This window comes from Rhodoblastus sp., assembly GCF_019449565.1.
GTDB lineage: Bacteria > Pseudomonadota > Alphaproteobacteria > Rhizobiales > Beijerinckiaceae > Rhodoblastus.
In genome coordinates this window covers 1-15050 of record NZ_JAGRPM010000031.1, presented here as the reverse complement: position 1 = coordinate 15050, position 15050 = coordinate 1, and the positions used below count along the sequence as shown (strand labels likewise).

Here is a 15050-nt window from a genome sequence, read left to right as displayed (position 1 = left end):
GGATTTCGAGAGGAACGCGACATGAGACCGAATGAACGTAAACCCCAACAAACCGGAGCGGCGGAAACGCGCGCCGGATTTTCCCCGAGCGCCGTGCAGGAAATCTCTGCGGCCATGAACGAGGCCCTGGCGGATATTTTCGCCCTCTATCTGAAGACCAAGAACTTCCATTGGCATATGTCCGGGCCGCATTTCCGCGACTATCATCTGCTGCTCGACGAGCAGGCGGACCAGATCTACGCCATCTCCGACGACATCGCGGAGCGCGTGCGCAAGATCGGCGGCCTGACATTGCGTTCGATCGGACACATCGCCCGTTTGCAGCGCATCGAGGACAATGACGCGCAATCCGTCGCGCCATTCGACATGCTTGCCGAGCTGCGCGACGACAACAACCAGCTCGCTGCGTCCTTCCGCGAAGCCCATGCGATCTGCGACGGCCACGGCGACGTCGCGAGCGCGAGCCTGCTGGAGGTGTGGATCGACGAGGCGGAACGCCGCGCCTGGTTCCTGCACGAGGCGACCCGCGGCGCCGAGGCCCCGCTCCAGCATTGATGAGAAGCGGCAGGCGGTCCGCCATACGCCTGCCCATGCGACGCCGGGCCGCCAAGCCCGGCGCGCTTTCGCGTTCAAGCCATACCAACAGGAATTTTCAAAATGAAAAACCGCAAGCTCGCCCATCTCGGCGCAGCCGCCTCCCTTCTTGCCCTGATCTCTGGCCCTGCGGCCCAGGCGTCTCCGACGGGACCAAGCCAGGTGGAACTCGACCAATCGGCCGCCGCCGTCGATAGCTGGCTGATGACCAACAAGAGTTATGACGGCTGGCGTCACGCGAAGCTCGACCAGATCAACGCCGCCAATGTCGCCAGTCTCAAGCAGGTCTGCACATTCGACAGCGGCCTGCCGGCTCAGGCGCAATCCACGCCGCTGCTTTATGACGGCCGCATCTACCTCACCGCCGCGCAGACGACGATCGCCATCGACGCCCAGAGCTGCAAGGAAATCTGGCGGCATGAATGGAAGCCCAAGGGAAAGGCGCTTTCGACCGTCAATCGCGGCCCGGCGATCAAGGAAGGCCGTCTCGTGCGCGGCACGGCGGACGGGCATCTTATCGCTTTGTCGATGGCGGACGGCAGTCTGCTCTGGGACCGACAGATCACCAGCGCCGAGGAGAGCCATTATCTTTCCATGCCGCCGATGATTGTCGACGACAGGATCATTTACGGTACGGCCGGCGCCGATTGGGGTGGGCAGGGCTGGATCGGCGCCTTCAGCCTCAAGGACGGCGTCGAACTATGGCGTTATGGCGTTCTGCCCGCGCCGGACGCGGCGGGCGCGAAAAGCTGGGGCTCGGCGGAAGCCATCGCCCATGGCGGCGGCAGTTTCTGGACGCCGGTTGCGGTGGATCGTGAAAAAGGCGTGTTGTTCGTCCCCGTCGGCAATCCCGCGCCGGACTTCTATGGCGAATCCCGCCCCGGCGACAATGAAGGCACCAACACCGCCGCCGCCATTGACCTGAAAACCGGCACGCTGATCTGGGCCCGGCAATTCGTGCCCCATGACACGCATGACTGGGATCTGTCGCAAACCAGCCCGCTGCTGACCGCGACGGTCGAAGGCAAGACGCGCAATCTCCTGATCGTCAGCGGCAAGGACGGGCGCCTGCGCGGCGTCGATCGCGAAACGTCCGAAGTGCTTTACGACCTCGTGATTTCGAAACAGGAAAACGCTGACAAGCCCGCGACGGAAACGCCGACGCACATCTGCCCCGGACTGCTGGGCGGGCAGGAATGGAGCAGCACCGCCTATGACCCGGCCCGAGGGCTGGCGTTCTCGCCGATGGTGGATTGGTGCGGGATGGTTTCGCACGAGGCTGCGGCGCCGATCCATCAGGTGGGCGTGCATTTCTACGGAGGCGGCATCGTGCAGGACCCGATCGACCAGTCGCGCGGCGTGCTCGCGGCGGTGGATGTCGCGGCTGGCAAGCTGCGCTGGAAATTCGAGTCGCCGGCGCCCATGCTCGCCAATGTGACCTCGACCTCGGGCGGAATCGTCTTCGCCGGCGACCTCAAGGGCAATCTCTATTCGCTGGACGCGGACAGCGGAAAGGTCCTGTGGCGCCAGCAACTGCCGGCTTCCGCAGGCGGCGGTCTCTTCACCTATGCGCTGGACGGCAGGCAATATGTCGCGGTCCTGTCCGGCTCCGTCTCCGCCTTTTTCGGGGGCGGCAAGGAAACGACAAAGCTGACCGTGCTGACCCTGCCGTAAGCACTCGCGACCATGCAAATAAGAAATCCCGGCCCGAGCCGGGATTTCACGATGCGCAGCCGCTCGGGCGGATATGGACCGGATTAGAGGAAACAAGCCGAGCCATTTTTGACGCTCGCGGGAGATTTGACATGGACGATCGCCAAATTCGCGCGGCTTTGGATCGCCACTGGTCCGCCTCCGATGCGAACGACTTCGAAGGGGAGCACCGGATTTACCGTGACGACGCGGTGCTCGAATATCCTCAATCGGGCGAGCGCATCCGTGGGCGGCGGAAGATTGAAGCGTCTCGCGCCGCGCAGCCGAACCGGAAACGCTTCACAGTGCGGCGGATTATTGGCGCGGGCGACCTCTGGGTCACTGAATATGTCCTCACCTATGACGGGCGCCCGTCTTACACAGTGAGCATCATGGAGTTTCTCGATGGGAAGGTCGCCCGCGAGACCCAGTATTTCGGCGATCCGTTCGCGCCGGGCCCTTCGCGGGCGCAATGGGTCGAGCGGACAACATGAAACCGGGTCGCCGTCAGGACGGCCATTTGCCGCTCGCTCGCTCAGAGCTGCCGATTGATACGGTTGCTTTGGCCCGCTATCTCATTGGCAAATTATTGGTGCGGGAGGCGCCAGAAGGCTTCGTCAGCGGTCGTATTGTTGAGACCGAGGCCTATGTCGTCGGCGACGCCGCGGGGCACGCCTACAGGGGGATGACGCAGCGTAATCATTCGCTGTTTCTTGAGCGTGGGCACGCCTATGTCTATCTCGCCTATGGCGTCTCGTACATGTTGAATGTCTCGAGCGAGACGCCCGGGACCGGAGCCGGCGTCCTGATCAGGGCGCTCGAGCCGCTCGATGGCGTTTCGATCATGCAACTCAATCGCGGCGTCGCGCGCTTGCGCGATTTGGCGCGAGGACCTGGAAGGCTCACGGCGGCGTTGCGGGTCGATCGTTCGCTCGACGGGATCGATCTTTGCCGAGAAGGCCCTCTATGGCTCGGATGGTGTGACCGCGAACCCGGCGAAATCGGGCAGAGCGTTAGAATCGGCATTTCGCGGGATGCGAACCGCCTCTTGCGTTTTTATCTTCGGAACAGTCCTTTCGTCAGCGGACCAAAATCCCTCGCGGAACAAGATCCCTCACTGAATAAGTGACCATCGGAAGAACCGGCAATTTTGCTTGAGTGCAACTTTTCCTCGGTTCGTCAGTTTAAAACGTGGCGCGCGATAGGTAATTGCAACGTTTGCGCTTTCTGTACGACATGTTGTGATTTGCATAAGAGCACAATTAAAAAGAACTGAAGCTCAACAGTAAATGCCGGAGCCGTATGAACAAATGGCAGGGACGTTACCTGCCATTCGTCGGGGAGGGTTGGGCATGATCAGACTTGCGCCTTCGCAGATAACGATCATTTTACCATTGTTCGCCGTCATGGACGGCAGCGCCATTTCCGCGCAAGACAAATACACTCTCCGAGTGCCGAATGGGCTCGCATTCTCGGATTTCAGGGGATACGAAGACTGGCGGGTCGTCAGCGTCAGTCAGACCGAGGACGCGATCGCCGTGATCCTCGCCAATCCCGTGATGATCGAGGCCTATCGGGCCGGGGGTTATGGCGCGGACAAGCCTTTTCCCGACGGCGCAAAAATGGCGAAAATCCATTGGACGCCAACAAAGAGCGCTGACGCTCCTGCGCCGACGACAATTTCGGGCGCCTTACACGACGTTGATTTCATGATCAGGGATAGCAAGAGATTTCCCGACACCGGCGGATGGGGATATGCCGAATTCGACTATGACGCCCCGTCGGACGGGTTCAAGCCCAATGGGAGCGGCGCGGACTGCGGCTACGCGTGCCATACGATCGTGAAGGCAAAGGATTATGTTTTCACTGCCTACCCGAAGAGGTGAGCGAGCTGCGCGGCGCGAGGACGGCAAAGGCGGCCTGAACGACAGGGCAAGAATCCAGTATAGGAGATTTGGCTGTGCTTACGCCAGAATCATCCTCAGAGATCGATCGCGATCGCCGCCGGTTTGTTGGCGCGGCCGCCTTATCTTTCGCCGCCGCCCAAATCGGCATGTCGGATTCAACGACTGCGCAGGAAATAACGTCCAGTTCGCCGGCGTCGAAGCCGGCGACCAACACATCATTCGCCCCGCTGAGCCGGATCGACGCTGGCGTATTGAATGTCGGCTACGCGGAAGCGGGTCCGGGCGACGGTCCCCCGGTCGTTCTTCTGCATGGGTGGCCCTATGACATTTACAGCTACGTCGACGTAACGCCACTTCTGGCGCAGGCCGGATATCGCGTGATCGTTCCTTATCTGCGCGGTTATGGCGCGACCCGATTTCTTTCAGACGACACGGTGCGCAATGGCGAGCAGGCGGCGCTTGCCGTCGATGTGATTGCGCTGATGGACGCTCTCAAAATCGAAAAGGCGACGATCGGCGGTTTTGACTGGGGCGCTCGAACGGCGAACATTATCGCGGCGCTGTGGCCGGAACGCTGCAAAGCCATGGTCTCCGTCAGCGGTTATTTGATCGGTTCCCAGAAAGCCGGCAAGGCGCCGCTGCCGCCGGAGGCCGAGCTTCAATGGTGGTATCAGTATTATTTTGCGACCGAACGCGGGCGAGTCGGTTACGAAAAATACCGGCGCGATTTTTCGCGGCTCATTTGGCGCCTCGCTTCCCCGAAATGGGAATTCGATGACGCCACATTCGAGCGCACCGCCGCTTCCTTCGATAATCCTGACCATGTCGCCATTGTCATCCACAACTATCGTTGGCGACTCGGCCTGGCTGACGGCGAAACGAAGTACGACGATTTGGAAAAACGACTTGCCGATGGCCCAATCATTTCGGCGCCGACTATCACCATGGAAGGCGACGCCAACGGCGCCCCACACCCGGACGCTGCTGCTTACGCAAAGATGTTTTCGGGTCGCTATGAGCACCGGCTGATCAAGGGCGGGGTAGGGCACAATCTGCCGCAGGAAGCTCCGAAGGCCTTCGCCGAAGCCGTCATCGAGGTCGGAAGAGCTTGATCTGTTCAAGGAGGGCGTGATGACTTTCGCGATCCGAGTCAACGGGGGGACCCACACCGTCGATGTGGACGACGACACGCCGCTGCTCTGGGTTTTGCGCGATGTTCTCGGCATGACGGGCACGAAGTTTGGTTGCGGCAAGGCGCTGTGCGGCGCCTGCACAGTCCATATGGATGGCGCGCCTGTCCGCTCCTGCATCACTCCCGTCGACAGCGTCGGCTCATCCGAAATCACCACGATTGAGGCGATTGGCGGGACCCCAGCGGGCGCGAAGATACAGAAGGCCTGGCTCGACGACGTGGTCCCGCAATGCGGCTATTGCCAGTCGGGCCAGATCATGTCCGCCGCCGCGCTGCTCGCGAGGAACCCGCATCCGACAGACGCCGACATCGACGACGCGATGTCGGGCAACATTTGTCGCTGCGGAACCTATTCGCGAATTCGCGAAGCGATCAAGTTGGCGGCGCAATCGAGCAAGCAGGGACGCACGCCATGAGTCTCGACAACCAACCATCCCGCCCGACCTTGCCTGAACAATCTGGATCGTCGAGCGCATTTTCCCGGCGAGAATTCTTCCGGGTCGGAGCGGCCGCAGGAGGCGGGCTGATGGTGAGCCTGAGCTTGCCGTATGGACGTTGCGAAGCGGAAACGGCGGGGACAATCGCATTCGCGCCGAACGCCTTCATCCGCATAGGCGGCGACGGGGAAATTGTCCTGACCATGCCCTATGTCGAGATGGGTCAAGGCACGTACACGTCGATCCCGATGCTCATTGCCGAAGAGCTGGAGGTGGACCTGAAACAGGTTCGGCTTGAGTCCGCTCCTCCCAATGAAAAGCTTTACGCCAACCCTTTGCTCGGCATCCAGGCGACCGGCAACTCGAACGCGATACGCGGAGCGTGGAAGCCGCTGCGTGAAGCTGGCGCGACGGCGCGGACGATGTTGGTGCTGGCGGCGGCGAAGCGCTGGAACGTCGATCCTGTGTCCTGCCGGGCGCAAAGCGGCGCAGTGCTTCACACGCCGACGTGGCGCAGCCTCAAATACGGCGAACTCGCCGCCGCCGCCGCCCAAATCCCGGTCCCGGCAAATGTGGCGCTCAAGCGTCCCGAAGATTTTACGCTTATCGGGACGCCAGCCAAGCGTCTTGACACGCCGGCCAAGGTCAATGGCGCCGCGATTTATGGAATCGACGTCCGGCTACCGGGAATGAAGATTGCGACGCTGGCGCAGTCGCCTGTTTTCGGCGGTCACGTGAAAAGCGTCGATGACCGCGCGGCGAAAGCCGTCAAGGGCGTAAGTCAGATCGTGCGGCTCGATGATGCCGTCGCTGTTGTCGCTGATCACATGGGCGCGGCGAAGAAGGGGTTGGAAGCCTTGGTGATCGAATGGGACGGCGGGCCGCACGCCAGCCTCACCACCGAAGAAATATTTGCGGAACTCGAGAAGGCGACGCTCAGTTCAGGTGCGGTCGCACAGAATATTGGCGATGTCGAGAAGGCGGAAGCGAGCGCGGCCTCAAAGGTCGAGGCGATCTATCAGGTTCCGTTTCTTGCCCACGCCCCGATGGAGCCTGTGAACTGCACGGTCCACGTCAAGGAGGGCGGCTGCGAGATCTGGGTTGGCACGCAGGCGATCGCGCGGGCGCAAGCGGCGGCCGCGAATGCCGCCGGCATTCCGCCGGAGAAGGTTGCGGTCCATAACCATTACCTCGGCGGAGGGTTCGGCCGTCGGCTCGAGTCCGACTACGTCGCCCGCGCCGTGCAGATCGCCCAGCACGTCAACGGCCCCGTCAAGGTGGTGTGGACGCGCGAGGAAGATATCCAGCACGACATGTATCGGCCCGCCTTCCTCGACCGGTTGTCCGCCGGCCTCGACGAAAAGGGAATGCCGATATTCTGGAGGCATCGTTTCGCAGGCTCCTCGATTATCGCGAGATATCTCCCTCCGGCGTTCAAGGACGGCCTCGACCCGGACACCACCGAAGGCGCGATTGATCTGACATACGCGCTCCCGAACCTTCACGTCGAATATCTGCGGGTGGAGCCGCCGGGCGTTCCGACGGCTTTCTGGCGCAGCGTGGGGCCATCGCATAATGTTTTCGTTACCGAAAGCTTCATGGATGAATTGGCCGCTGCCGCGAAGCAGGATCCCGTCGTCTACAGGCGCGCGTTGCTCGGCAATTCCCCCCGCGCCAAAGCCGTCCTCGAACTCGCTGCGGAAAAAGCCGGATGGGGCGACCCATTGCCCGAAAGAGTCGGTCGCGGCGTCTCTCTCCAGTTCGTCTTCGCAAGCTATATGGCGCATGTGGCCGAGGTCGAAGTGTCGAAGGAAGGTGTAGTTCGGGTCAGGCGGGTCGTCTGCGCGGTCGATTGCGGGACCGTCGTCAATCCAGATACCGTACGCGCGCAAATACAGAGCGCGGTCATCTTCGGCATCACGGCGGCGCTCTATGGCAATATTACGTTGAAGAACGGCCGCGTCGAACAAAACAACTTCGATGACTACAAAATGGTTCGGATGAACGAGGCGCCTGCCATAGAAGTCCACATCGTCAAAAACTCCGAGCCGCCAGGCGGCATGGGCGAAGCCGGAACGTCAGCCATCGCGCCGGCGGTCACAAACGCGATATTCGCGGCGACAGGCAAGCGTCTCAGAAAGCTGCCCGTGGACACGATCGCGCTCAAGCAGGCGACTTGACAGAAGGCTCGCCGCTTAGGACGACACAGGCTTTGGCGCGATCGGGCGGAATCCTGATGATCCGGCACCGCCGATCCGAGCGAATGCGGCTGGCAAGCCGCAAGCATCAAATTCTCCCGCCATGCCCTCGCCACAAGCCTTTGCTTAGCTGCGGGAAGTTGCGACAGTCCGTAGGCGTTGGGGGCCTCAATGACGCTACCCGAAGACCATCCTCGCCTATTCAAACGCGGCTATAGTCATGCCGAGCTGATCGCCGACGCCTTTGTCCATGCCGTCGCCATTGTCGCGGGGTTGATCGCCTTTGCCGTGCTGATCGGGAGCGTCGTCCGGCAGGGCGAACTTTCCGACGCCCTCGCCATGGGCGTCTATGCGGCCGGCTTTTTCCTGCTGTTCGGTTTTTCCCTGGCCTACAACATGACTCCGCCATCGCATCTGAAATGGCAGCTTCGGCGGTTCGACCACGCTTCGATTTATTTGATGATTGCCGGCACCTATACGGCGCTGCTGTCGCAATTGCCGAACGGCGCCCTCGCCTGGACGCTGGCGGCGATCGTGTGGATCGTTTCGCTCGGTGGCGCGGCGGTGAAAATCCTGCTGCCGGGCCGGTTCGACCGCGCCTCGATCGTCGTCTATCTGGCGCTCGGCTGGGTGGCTATTTTCGCGGGAAAACAATTGGTCGCCATCCTACCCGCGCCGACGATGATCCTGCTCATCGTCGGCGGGTTGTTCTATTCGGTCGGCGTGCTGTTTTATAAATGGAACAGTCTGAAATATCAGAACGCCATCTGGCATTGCTTCGTCGCCATCGCCGCCGGCTGCCAATATGCCGGAATTGCCCACGCGATCGGGCGCAGCGCTTAGAACATATTTCAAGAATTTCAGACTTTCGTGGGTGAGACTGCCAGTCGAAAGCGGGGCGGCTATGGCGACGGCGCCTGCGCTGCGCTCGTCAGTTCCGGCGCTTCGGCCAATGTCTCGTGAGACCATCTTTTGGCCAGAACGGCGCAAACCATCAACTGCATCTGATGAAAGAGCATGGTCGGAAGGATGATCATGCCGAGATCCGGACCGGGGAAAAGCACGCCGGCCATCGGCACGCCCGCGGCGAGGCTTTTCTTCGATCCACAGAAAACGATGGCGATCCTGTCGGCGCGATTGAAACCGAGTCGCTCGGCGGCGAAATGCGTGCCCAGCAGCGCGGCGGCCAGAACAAGCGCTTCAAGCGCGAGCATTGCGACCAAACCGCCCGGCGGCAATGCGCTCCAAAGGCCTGCCCGCACCGCATGGCCGAAAGCGGAATAGACCACCAGAAGGATCGACCCGCGATCGGTCGCGCCAAGCAGCGCTCTGTGCCGCGCCACGAAGCCGCCGATCCAGGGCCGCAGCAATTGCCCGGCGAGGAAGGGCACGACCAGGAGAAAGACAATCTCGCGTATGGCGGCGCCCGCCGGCGCTGCGCCATGGGCCGAAGCGAGGACTGCGACAAGGATCGGCGTCAGCACCGTGCCGACAAGGCTCGACAATGTCGCCGCACACATGGCGGCGGGGACATTCCCGCCCGCGATCGAGGTGAAGGCGAGCGACGACTGAATGGTCGAGGGCAACAGGCACAGATAGAGCATTCCCAACGCCAACGGCGCCGGCATGACCTGCTGTGGCAGGCGCCCCAGGACAATTCCGACCAAGGGGAACATCACGAAAGTCGAGGCGAGCACAACCAAATGCAGCCGCCAATGCCCGATCCCGGCGACGACATTCGCCGTGGCGAGGCGGGCGCCGTAAAGGAAAAACATCAAGGCGATCGCGACGGACGTCGCGATCTTCACCGGCGTCTCGAAAGCCTCCGAGGGCGGCGCAACGCTCGCCAGCGCAACGGTGCCGATGAGCAGAAGCGTGAAGCGATCGGGCGATACGCGAAGCAGGAACTGGCGCATGGGTCTGACGGGTCCTGTGACGGGAGAGCCCGACAATGCCCCAGTTTTTGCTCATTCTGAATGGCTCTATTGAAGGTATCAGTTATCGTGTATCATGATAGCCATGCTTTACGATCCGAACCTGCTCGTCTCCTTCCTCGCTGTCACGGAAGCCGGCTCCTTTTCCGAGGCGGCGCGCCGCCGGGGCTTGCGGCAATCGACCGTCAGCCAGCATGTGCGCCGGCTCGAACAGGCGACGCGACGGCGTCTGTTCGACCGCGACACGCATAGCGTCGCCCTGACCGTCGACGGACAGGCGCTGACCCTGCTGGCGTCAGATATTCTCGTCGCCCATTCGCGCGCCGAACGTTATTTCTCCCATGCCGAACTGCGCGGCCGCGTGCGTTTCGGCGCGTCGGAGGATTTCGCGCTTTCGCCTTTGCTGCCCGAGGTTCTTCGCGCCTTTGCGTCGAGACATCCCGCAGTCGATCTGGAAATGACCGTCGGGCTGGCGGCCGATCTTTACGAGCGGATGGATCAGGGATCGCTCGACCTCATTTTCGCCAAGCGCAGGGCTGGCGAAGAACGCGGGCGCAGTGTGTGGCGTGAAGACATGGTCTGGGTGGCTGCGAAGGACTGGCGTCGCGATCCGGATCGGCCTTTGCCGATCGTCGTCTATCCGCCGCGCAGCATCACCCGCGAGGCTGTCCTGATCGCCCTCGAAGGCGCCGACATTCCCTGGCGCATCGCCTGCTCATGCGGTTCGCTCTCCGGTCTGGTGGGCGCCGTCGCCGGGGGCCTCGGCGTTGGCGCGCAATCGGCTTGCCTGAAGGCCGATGGCGTCGTTGCGCTGGGACCGGAGGCCGGTCTTCCCGCCCTTGGCGCGACAGAATTCGTGGTCGTTCCGGCCGTGCGCCGGCCCAGCGCTCCCGTCGAGGCGTTGGCCGGCACAATTCTAGACTTGGGCAGGGCCTACCACTCCGCATTCCAGAGCGATTGCCGGATCTAGTCGCGAATTGGGGGCAGGAGGGAGCAATGCAGCCCCAACGCAAAGACCGTGCGGCCTGAACCTATAGTTCTTGGTCGCCATGCTGCGATGGGCGCGGCGTCATGCGCGCAGCAAACAGACCCTCAAGCGCAGCCGCAAGCGCAAGCTGAATTGACGATTCGATGAGAGATCGAACCTTCGGTCCGCCCGGCGCATGCCCCATGACGCCCTCCAGCCCTTTCTCGATTTCATCGGACAGCATTGCCGCGCCTGTCGCGACCTGCGTCCGCGCGACGTCGAGAAATTCCTTCCGTTTGAGCTCCGCTCGCTCCCGAAACGCCTGGCTCGCAGTTTCGAAAAGTGAATCGGACGATTCGCGCAAGCTTGTCGTCAGGGCTGCGACATTTCCACGCGTCGCCCGCTTTCGAATCGCCGACATCGTCAGTAGCGCAAGACCCAATCCGATGACGGCGGTTGGAATCGGATGCCGCTTGCTCGCATAATCGAACGCGCCTGCCCAGGACATATCGGCGACCCCAGCGCGCGCCGCCGCCTCCGACATCAGGTTCGAAGGCGTAAGGCTGGTGCGCAAGGCGCCGATGGTCGCGCCGATTTCCGACCTCAAGCGATTGGCTTCCGCTTCATATTCGCTCGAAGTCGCGAAGTTCACGCCCACGCTAAAGCCCTCCAAACAAGGATGAGATTTGCGAGATGCTTTTGGTTGGGACGAAGCGCGACAGCTTCAATCTCGCGACGCCCGAGCGGAGCAGGATCAGGCTCATGACGATCGCAACCACCGCGACGATCAGAAACGCCAGATCGAGCGGAAGTCCGTAACGAAAAAGAAACAGGCTGGCGGCGACCAGAACCATACCTATGCCGACGGGGAGAAGAACGACTCCAATCCCCACCGCGGCCAGACTGGACGGAATCCCGCTGGTGCGCTCGCCCATCTCGGCGCGGAACAAGGCGAGCTCCACGCGCACCAAATCCTGAACCTGATTGATGACGTCATGGGACAGTTCGAGTGTCGAGCGCATGGGCTAGCTCATCTTTCCGATCAGAAGTCCAACCAGGCCGGCGACGGCCACCGCGCCCCAGGGATTTCCCTTGATCCGCGATTCGACATCCTTCTCGATTGCTATGAACCGATCCTGCGCAACGGTGGCGGACTCCGACAGATTGTCGCGCGCCGCTCCCATCGCCCCGACCACCTGGTCGCGGCTCGTGGAGAGCTGGTTTTGTGCGAGATCCGAGACCTGCTGGGTCAGCTTGCTGATCTCATCGCGCATGCCGGAAAAGTCGAGTGCGGAAATAGCGCTCACGGTCCCGCTGACCGCATCCTGCGCACTCCCAAACGCTGACTGCGCCTTGCCGGCCGCATCGTCGTAACGGCCCTGAGCCGTCGTCGCCCTATCGCCGATCGCCTGGCCCACGAATTTTTCACCCTGGCCCACCGCCGAGCGCACAGCGCCTTCCAGATTGTCTTTGTTCATTGGAACGTCTCCCGATCCGAAATTGAACCTATTTAGCGAACAGCCGTCGATGAAGATTGTTCCTTCCGGCTGAAATGAATCCCGCCGCGCCATCCTCGCTTTCGAGCTTTAGCCATCGCTCAAGACGGCGGCGGCATGTATTTAACGCTTCATGTTGTTATTTGTTTCGGAATAAGAAAAGTTCAAGCACGAAATAAGCAAACAATTTTTGGAACAGACTAGCTCAATAGCAGTTTTATAACGATAAACAGCGCGCGTCCGGCCGTTTAGCGAGAGTCTAGAACGCAACCATTCATCGGCTTCAGCTAAATATTTCTGTACGCGTGTGCGACCCAGTATGGAGGGGATCACATGCCTTACAAAACAGTAGCGGTACTTGTCGGCGGGCTCATGGCCAGCTCATGTGCGAGCGCTCTCGCACGGCCGGCGTTCGCGACCTTTAACGCAAATCTGCGGAGCGGTCCCGGGGTCGGAAGCGCTATTGTCGGCATCGTTCCCGACCAAGCGCAGATCGAGGTCGGCTCATGCTCAGGCTCGTGGTGTCGAGTGAATTGGGAAGGGGCCGAAGGCTATCTTTCCTCGACGCTCATTGCGTTCGGGCCGCGACGGGCGATCGTCGCGCCCGCGCCGATAACTCCGACCGTGGTTTATAGAGACCGCACGGAGTTTTCATCGGGCGCCGCATGCGATCCCTCATTCGACGCAGGATGCTCGGGCTATGGCGGCCGTTACGTCTATTATAACGGCGATAATGCCGCCTTCGCTGGCGACGATTATGGCTACTATAATTCCAGCTATCCTTTCGACAGCTTCGGCTTTGGAATTTTCGGCGGCAATCGGGGGAGCGAATATTATGGCCGTCGCGTTGGCGGACAACGTTGGGGAGCAGTCGGTGGGGCAGCGGACATGGCTCGTCCTGGCTCTTTCCGGGGGCCGGTCGCCAACAGGAACATGCCCGCGCGTTCAGGCGGCGGTTTTTCAGCCGGAGGGCGCATTGCCCCGAACCACGTCAACGCGGGACGAATGAGCGGGGCTGCACGCATGAGCGCCGCCAGGGGCGATATGCGGGTGCGTTGAGTCCAATTCGCGTGGGATGCTGACGGGAAAGCGGCGCGTTTGCGCCGCTTTCTTGTTTCCGGCATCGGCGGACGAAGATGCGCTATTCGGCGGCCTCGAGCTTCTTGGCGACCGGGAGTGTTTTCGCTTCGACTTTCGCCTGTTCCGCGCCCGCGGTCACTGAGGCGATCGTGTCGCGGGAAAGCTCGCCGAGCAGCACGCGGATCTTGTTCGACCGTGCGAGCGTGGCCTCGAACGCCGCCTGAGCATAGTCGGTCTGGATTTGAATCAGATCGCCGGGGCTCTTGGCGCTCGCTAATTTGGTCAGAAAGTGAGCACCTCCCCGAAAATCGGACACTGACGGAAGCTACAATCTGATGTCTGCTGGTCTCCAACAGAGAGGAGATCAGGCATGTCGAAGCGGAGAAATCATGACGGCGCGTTCAAGGCGCGCGTCGCGCTGGAAGCCCTGAAGGGCGAGAAGACCGCTGCCGAGCTGGCGACAGCTTATGGCGTGCATCCCACCATGATCCACCAATGGAAAAAGGCGCTGCTCGAAGGAGCGACCGACATCTTCGAACGTGGAGCCAAGAAGAAGGCCGAGATCGACGAGGGCGCTGTCCGCGACTTGCACGCGAAGATCGGGGAGTTGGCGGTAGCCAACGATTTTTTGTCCAGAAAGCTCAAGCCCTGGACCGGGAAGTGAGGCGCGGCATGATCGAGCCTCACCACCCAGCGCTATCGATCGGCATGCAGTGTCGCTTGCTGTCGATCTCGCGGTCATCGTTCTATTACGAGCCGCAGGGCGAGACAGAGCTGAACCTCGCGCTGATGCTGCTGATCGATAAGCAGTTTTTGGAGACGCCGTTTTACGGCGTCCAGCAGATGACCTGGCATTTGCAGAATGAAGGCCATCCGGTGAACGTGAAGCGCATCCGGCGGCTCATGCGCCTGATGGGCCTGATGCCGATCTACCAGAAGCCCAACACCAGCAAGCCGGCGAAGGGACACAAGACCTATCCCTACCTGTTGCGGGGGCTGCGGGTCGACCGCCCCAATCAGGTCTGGTGCGCTGACATCACCTATCTGCCGATGAAACGCGGCTTCCTGTATCTGATCGCCATCATGGACTGGTGCACCCGCAAGGTGCTGGCCTGGCGGGTATCAAATACCTATGAGGCCGAGTTCTGCGTCGAGGCCCTGAACGAGGCGATCCATCGCTTCGGGGCGCCCGAGATCGTGAATACCGACCAGGGCAGCCAGTTCACGTCCTTCGCCTGGACCGACCGACTGAAGCGCGTCGGCGCCAATATCTCGATGGACGGAAAAGGCCGTTGCATCGACAACATCTTTATCGAACGGCTCTGGCGATCGTTGAAATACGAGTGCGTTTACCTGCATGCTTGGGAGACGGGCTCGCAGGCGAAGGCCGGGATCGGACGCTGGATGACCTTCTACAACTGCGCAATAGAACACCCATCTGTCTATGTGGTTGAAGGGAATAGATTTTGCTGCGCTGGATCCGATCCTGCGGGGTATTTGGGGTTCAGGCGCGCGCGTTCGGTGATTGATCGGGCTGTTGGCGCAGCCAAGGC

Annotated in this window: 16 protein-coding genes and 1 pseudogene; 12 read left to right on the top strand and 5 right to left on the bottom strand. The window is 61.3% G+C overall.

Translation table 11 applies throughout. The features are described 5' to 3' along the window. Nucleotides 1–21 precede the first annotated feature (21 nt). The 9 genes from QZ409_RS07740 to QZ409_RS07700 all read left to right on the top strand — a co-directional run bounded on the left by QZ409_RS07740 (nt 22) and on the right by QZ409_RS07700 (nt 8863). Complete coding sequence (locus QZ409_RS07740; protein ID WP_296708953.1) at nt 22–555, top strand: DNA starvation/stationary phase protection protein; 534 nt, start codon at nt 22–24, stop codon at nt 553–555. Between the two features lie 102 nt (nt 556–657). Then, nucleotides 658–2268 (top strand): PQQ-binding-like beta-propeller repeat protein, encoded by a 1611-nt coding sequence (locus tag QZ409_RS07735; protein WP_296708950.1) that lies wholly within the window; start codon nt 658–660, stop codon nt 2266–2268. 131 nt (nt 2269–2399) lie between these two features. Next, nucleotides 2400–2780 carry a nuclear transport factor 2 family protein gene (locus tag QZ409_RS07730; protein WP_296708946.1) on the top strand — a complete coding sequence of 127 codons (381 nt, stop codon included), beginning with the start codon at nt 2400–2402 and terminating at the stop codon, nt 2778–2780. Next, complete coding sequence (locus QZ409_RS07725; protein ID WP_296708943.1) at nt 2777–3415, top strand: DNA-3-methyladenine glycosylase; 639 nt, start codon at nt 2777–2779, stop codon at nt 3413–3415. Before QZ409_RS07730 ends, QZ409_RS07725 begins: the two co-directional genes overlap by 4 nt. A 160-nt stretch (nt 3416–3575) precedes the next feature. Continuing rightward, complete coding sequence (locus tag QZ409_RS07720) at nt 3576–4172, top strand: cytochrome P460 family protein (RefSeq protein ID WP_296708940.1); 597 nt, start codon at nt 3576–3578, stop codon at nt 4170–4172. Nucleotides 4173–4444: 272 nt separating this feature from the next. After that, nucleotides 4445–5305: an alpha/beta hydrolase gene (locus tag QZ409_RS07715; RefSeq protein ID WP_296708935.1), complete on the top strand. Its 861-nt coding sequence runs from the start codon at nt 4445–4447 to the stop codon at nt 5303–5305. Nucleotides 5306–5324: 19 nt separating this feature from the next. Further along, a complete protein-coding gene (locus tag QZ409_RS07710; RefSeq protein ID WP_296708930.1) occupies nt 5325–5801 on the top strand; it encodes a (2Fe-2S)-binding protein in 477 nt (158 codons plus the stop codon). A 110-nt stretch (nt 5802–5911) separates the two neighbouring features. Then, a complete protein-coding gene (locus QZ409_RS07705; protein ID WP_296708927.1) occupies nt 5912–8002 on the top strand; it encodes a xanthine dehydrogenase family protein molybdopterin-binding subunit in 2091 nt (696 codons plus the stop codon). Between the two features lie 189 nt (nt 8003–8191). After that, nucleotides 8192–8863: a hemolysin III family protein gene (locus QZ409_RS07700; RefSeq protein WP_296708922.1), complete on the top strand. Its 672-nt coding sequence runs from the start codon at nt 8192–8194 to the stop codon at nt 8861–8863. 59 nt (nt 8864–8922) lie between these two features. On the opposite strand, the gene QZ409_RS07695 is transcribed toward QZ409_RS07700, so the two are convergent. Further along, a complete protein-coding gene (locus QZ409_RS07695; RefSeq protein ID WP_296708918.1) occupies nt 8923–9936 on the bottom strand; it encodes a bile acid:sodium symporter family protein in 1014 nt (337 codons plus the stop codon). Nucleotides 9937–10039: 103 nt separating this feature from the next. Between QZ409_RS07695 and QZ409_RS07690 the strand changes: the two genes are divergently transcribed. Continuing rightward, the gene (locus QZ409_RS07690) at nt 10040–10924 is read left to right on the top strand and encodes a LysR family transcriptional regulator (RefSeq protein WP_296708915.1); all 885 of its coding nucleotides are present in this window, start codon (nt 10040–10042) and stop codon (nt 10922–10924) included. Between the two features lie 61 nt (nt 10925–10985). On the opposite strand, the gene QZ409_RS07685 is transcribed toward QZ409_RS07690, so the two are convergent. The 4 genes from QZ409_RS07685 to QZ409_RS07670 all read right to left on the bottom strand — a co-directional run bounded on the left by QZ409_RS07685 (nt 10986) and on the right by QZ409_RS07670 (nt 13813). Further along, nucleotides 10986–11579 carry a hypothetical protein gene (locus QZ409_RS07685; RefSeq protein WP_296708913.1) on the bottom strand — a complete coding sequence of 198 codons (594 nt, stop codon included), beginning with the start codon at nt 11577–11579 and terminating at the stop codon, nt 10986–10988. A gap of 1 nt (nt 11580) precedes the next feature. Continuing rightward, a complete protein-coding gene (locus QZ409_RS07680) occupies nt 11581–11943 on the bottom strand; it encodes a phage holin family protein (RefSeq protein WP_296708908.1) in 363 nt (120 codons plus the stop codon). 3 nt (nt 11944–11946) lie between these two features. Continuing rightward, nucleotides 11947–12399 carry a hypothetical protein gene (locus QZ409_RS07675; protein ID WP_296708905.1) on the bottom strand — a complete coding sequence of 151 codons (453 nt, stop codon included), beginning with the start codon at nt 12397–12399 and terminating at the stop codon, nt 11947–11949. A 1159-nt stretch (nt 12400–13558) separates the two neighbouring features. Continuing rightward, on the bottom strand, nt 13559–13813 hold the full coding sequence (locus tag QZ409_RS07670; RefSeq protein ID WP_296708903.1) for a phasin family protein: 255 nt from the start codon (nt 13811–13813) through the stop codon (nt 13559–13561). A 54-nt stretch (nt 13814–13867) separates the two neighbouring features. Here QZ409_RS07670 and QZ409_RS07665 point away from each other — a divergent pair. Next, nucleotides 13868–14008, top strand: a pseudogene (locus tag QZ409_RS07665) (transposase); the annotation flags it as partial. Then, nucleotides 13993–15050: IS3 family transposase (locus QZ409_RS07660; RefSeq protein ID WP_296708901.1), on the top strand; the 1058-nt coding region annotated here is incomplete at its 3' end. The pseudogene QZ409_RS07665 and the gene QZ409_RS07660, both read left to right, overlap by 16 nt.

Coding starts and splice junctions, on each gene's coding strand:
- QZ409_RS07700 (WP_296708922.1), top strand. CDS start 8,192: ATGACGCTACCCGAAGACCATCCTCGCCTATTCAAACGCGGCTATAGT.
- QZ409_RS07730 (WP_296708946.1), top strand. CDS start 2,400: ATGGACGATCGCCAAATTCGCGCGGCTTTGGATCGCCACTGGTCCGCC.
- QZ409_RS07690 (WP_296708915.1), top strand. CDS start 10,040: ATGCTTTACGATCCGAACCTGCTCGTCTCCTTCCTCGCTGTCACGGAA.
- QZ409_RS07725 (WP_296708943.1), top strand. CDS start 2,777: ATGAAACCGGGTCGCCGTCAGGACGGCCATTTGCCGCTCGCTCGCTCA.
- QZ409_RS07695 (WP_296708918.1), bottom strand. CDS start 9,936: ATGCGCCAGTTCCTGCTTCGCGTATCGCCCGATCGCTTCACGCTTCTG.
- QZ409_RS07710 (WP_296708930.1), top strand. CDS start 5,325: ATGACTTTCGCGATCCGAGTCAACGGGGGGACCCACACCGTCGATGTG.
- QZ409_RS07735 (WP_296708950.1), top strand. CDS start 658: ATGAAAAACCGCAAGCTCGCCCATCTCGGCGCAGCCGCCTCCCTTCTT.
- QZ409_RS07680 (WP_296708908.1), bottom strand. CDS start 11,943: ATGCGCTCGACACTCGAACTGTCCCATGACGTCATCAATCAGGTTCAG.
- QZ409_RS07705 (WP_296708927.1), top strand. CDS start 5,912: ATGGTGAGCCTGAGCTTGCCGTATGGACGTTGCGAAGCGGAAACGGCG.
- QZ409_RS07675 (WP_296708905.1), bottom strand. CDS start 12,399: ATGAACAAAGACAATCTGGAAGGCGCTGTGCGCTCGGCGGTGGGCCAG.
- QZ409_RS07740 (WP_296708953.1), top strand. CDS start 22: ATGAGACCGAATGAACGTAAACCCCAACAAACCGGAGCGGCGGAAACG.
- QZ409_RS07720 (WP_296708940.1), top strand. CDS start 3,576: ATGCCGGAGCCGTATGAACAAATGGCAGGGACGTTACCTGCCATTCGT.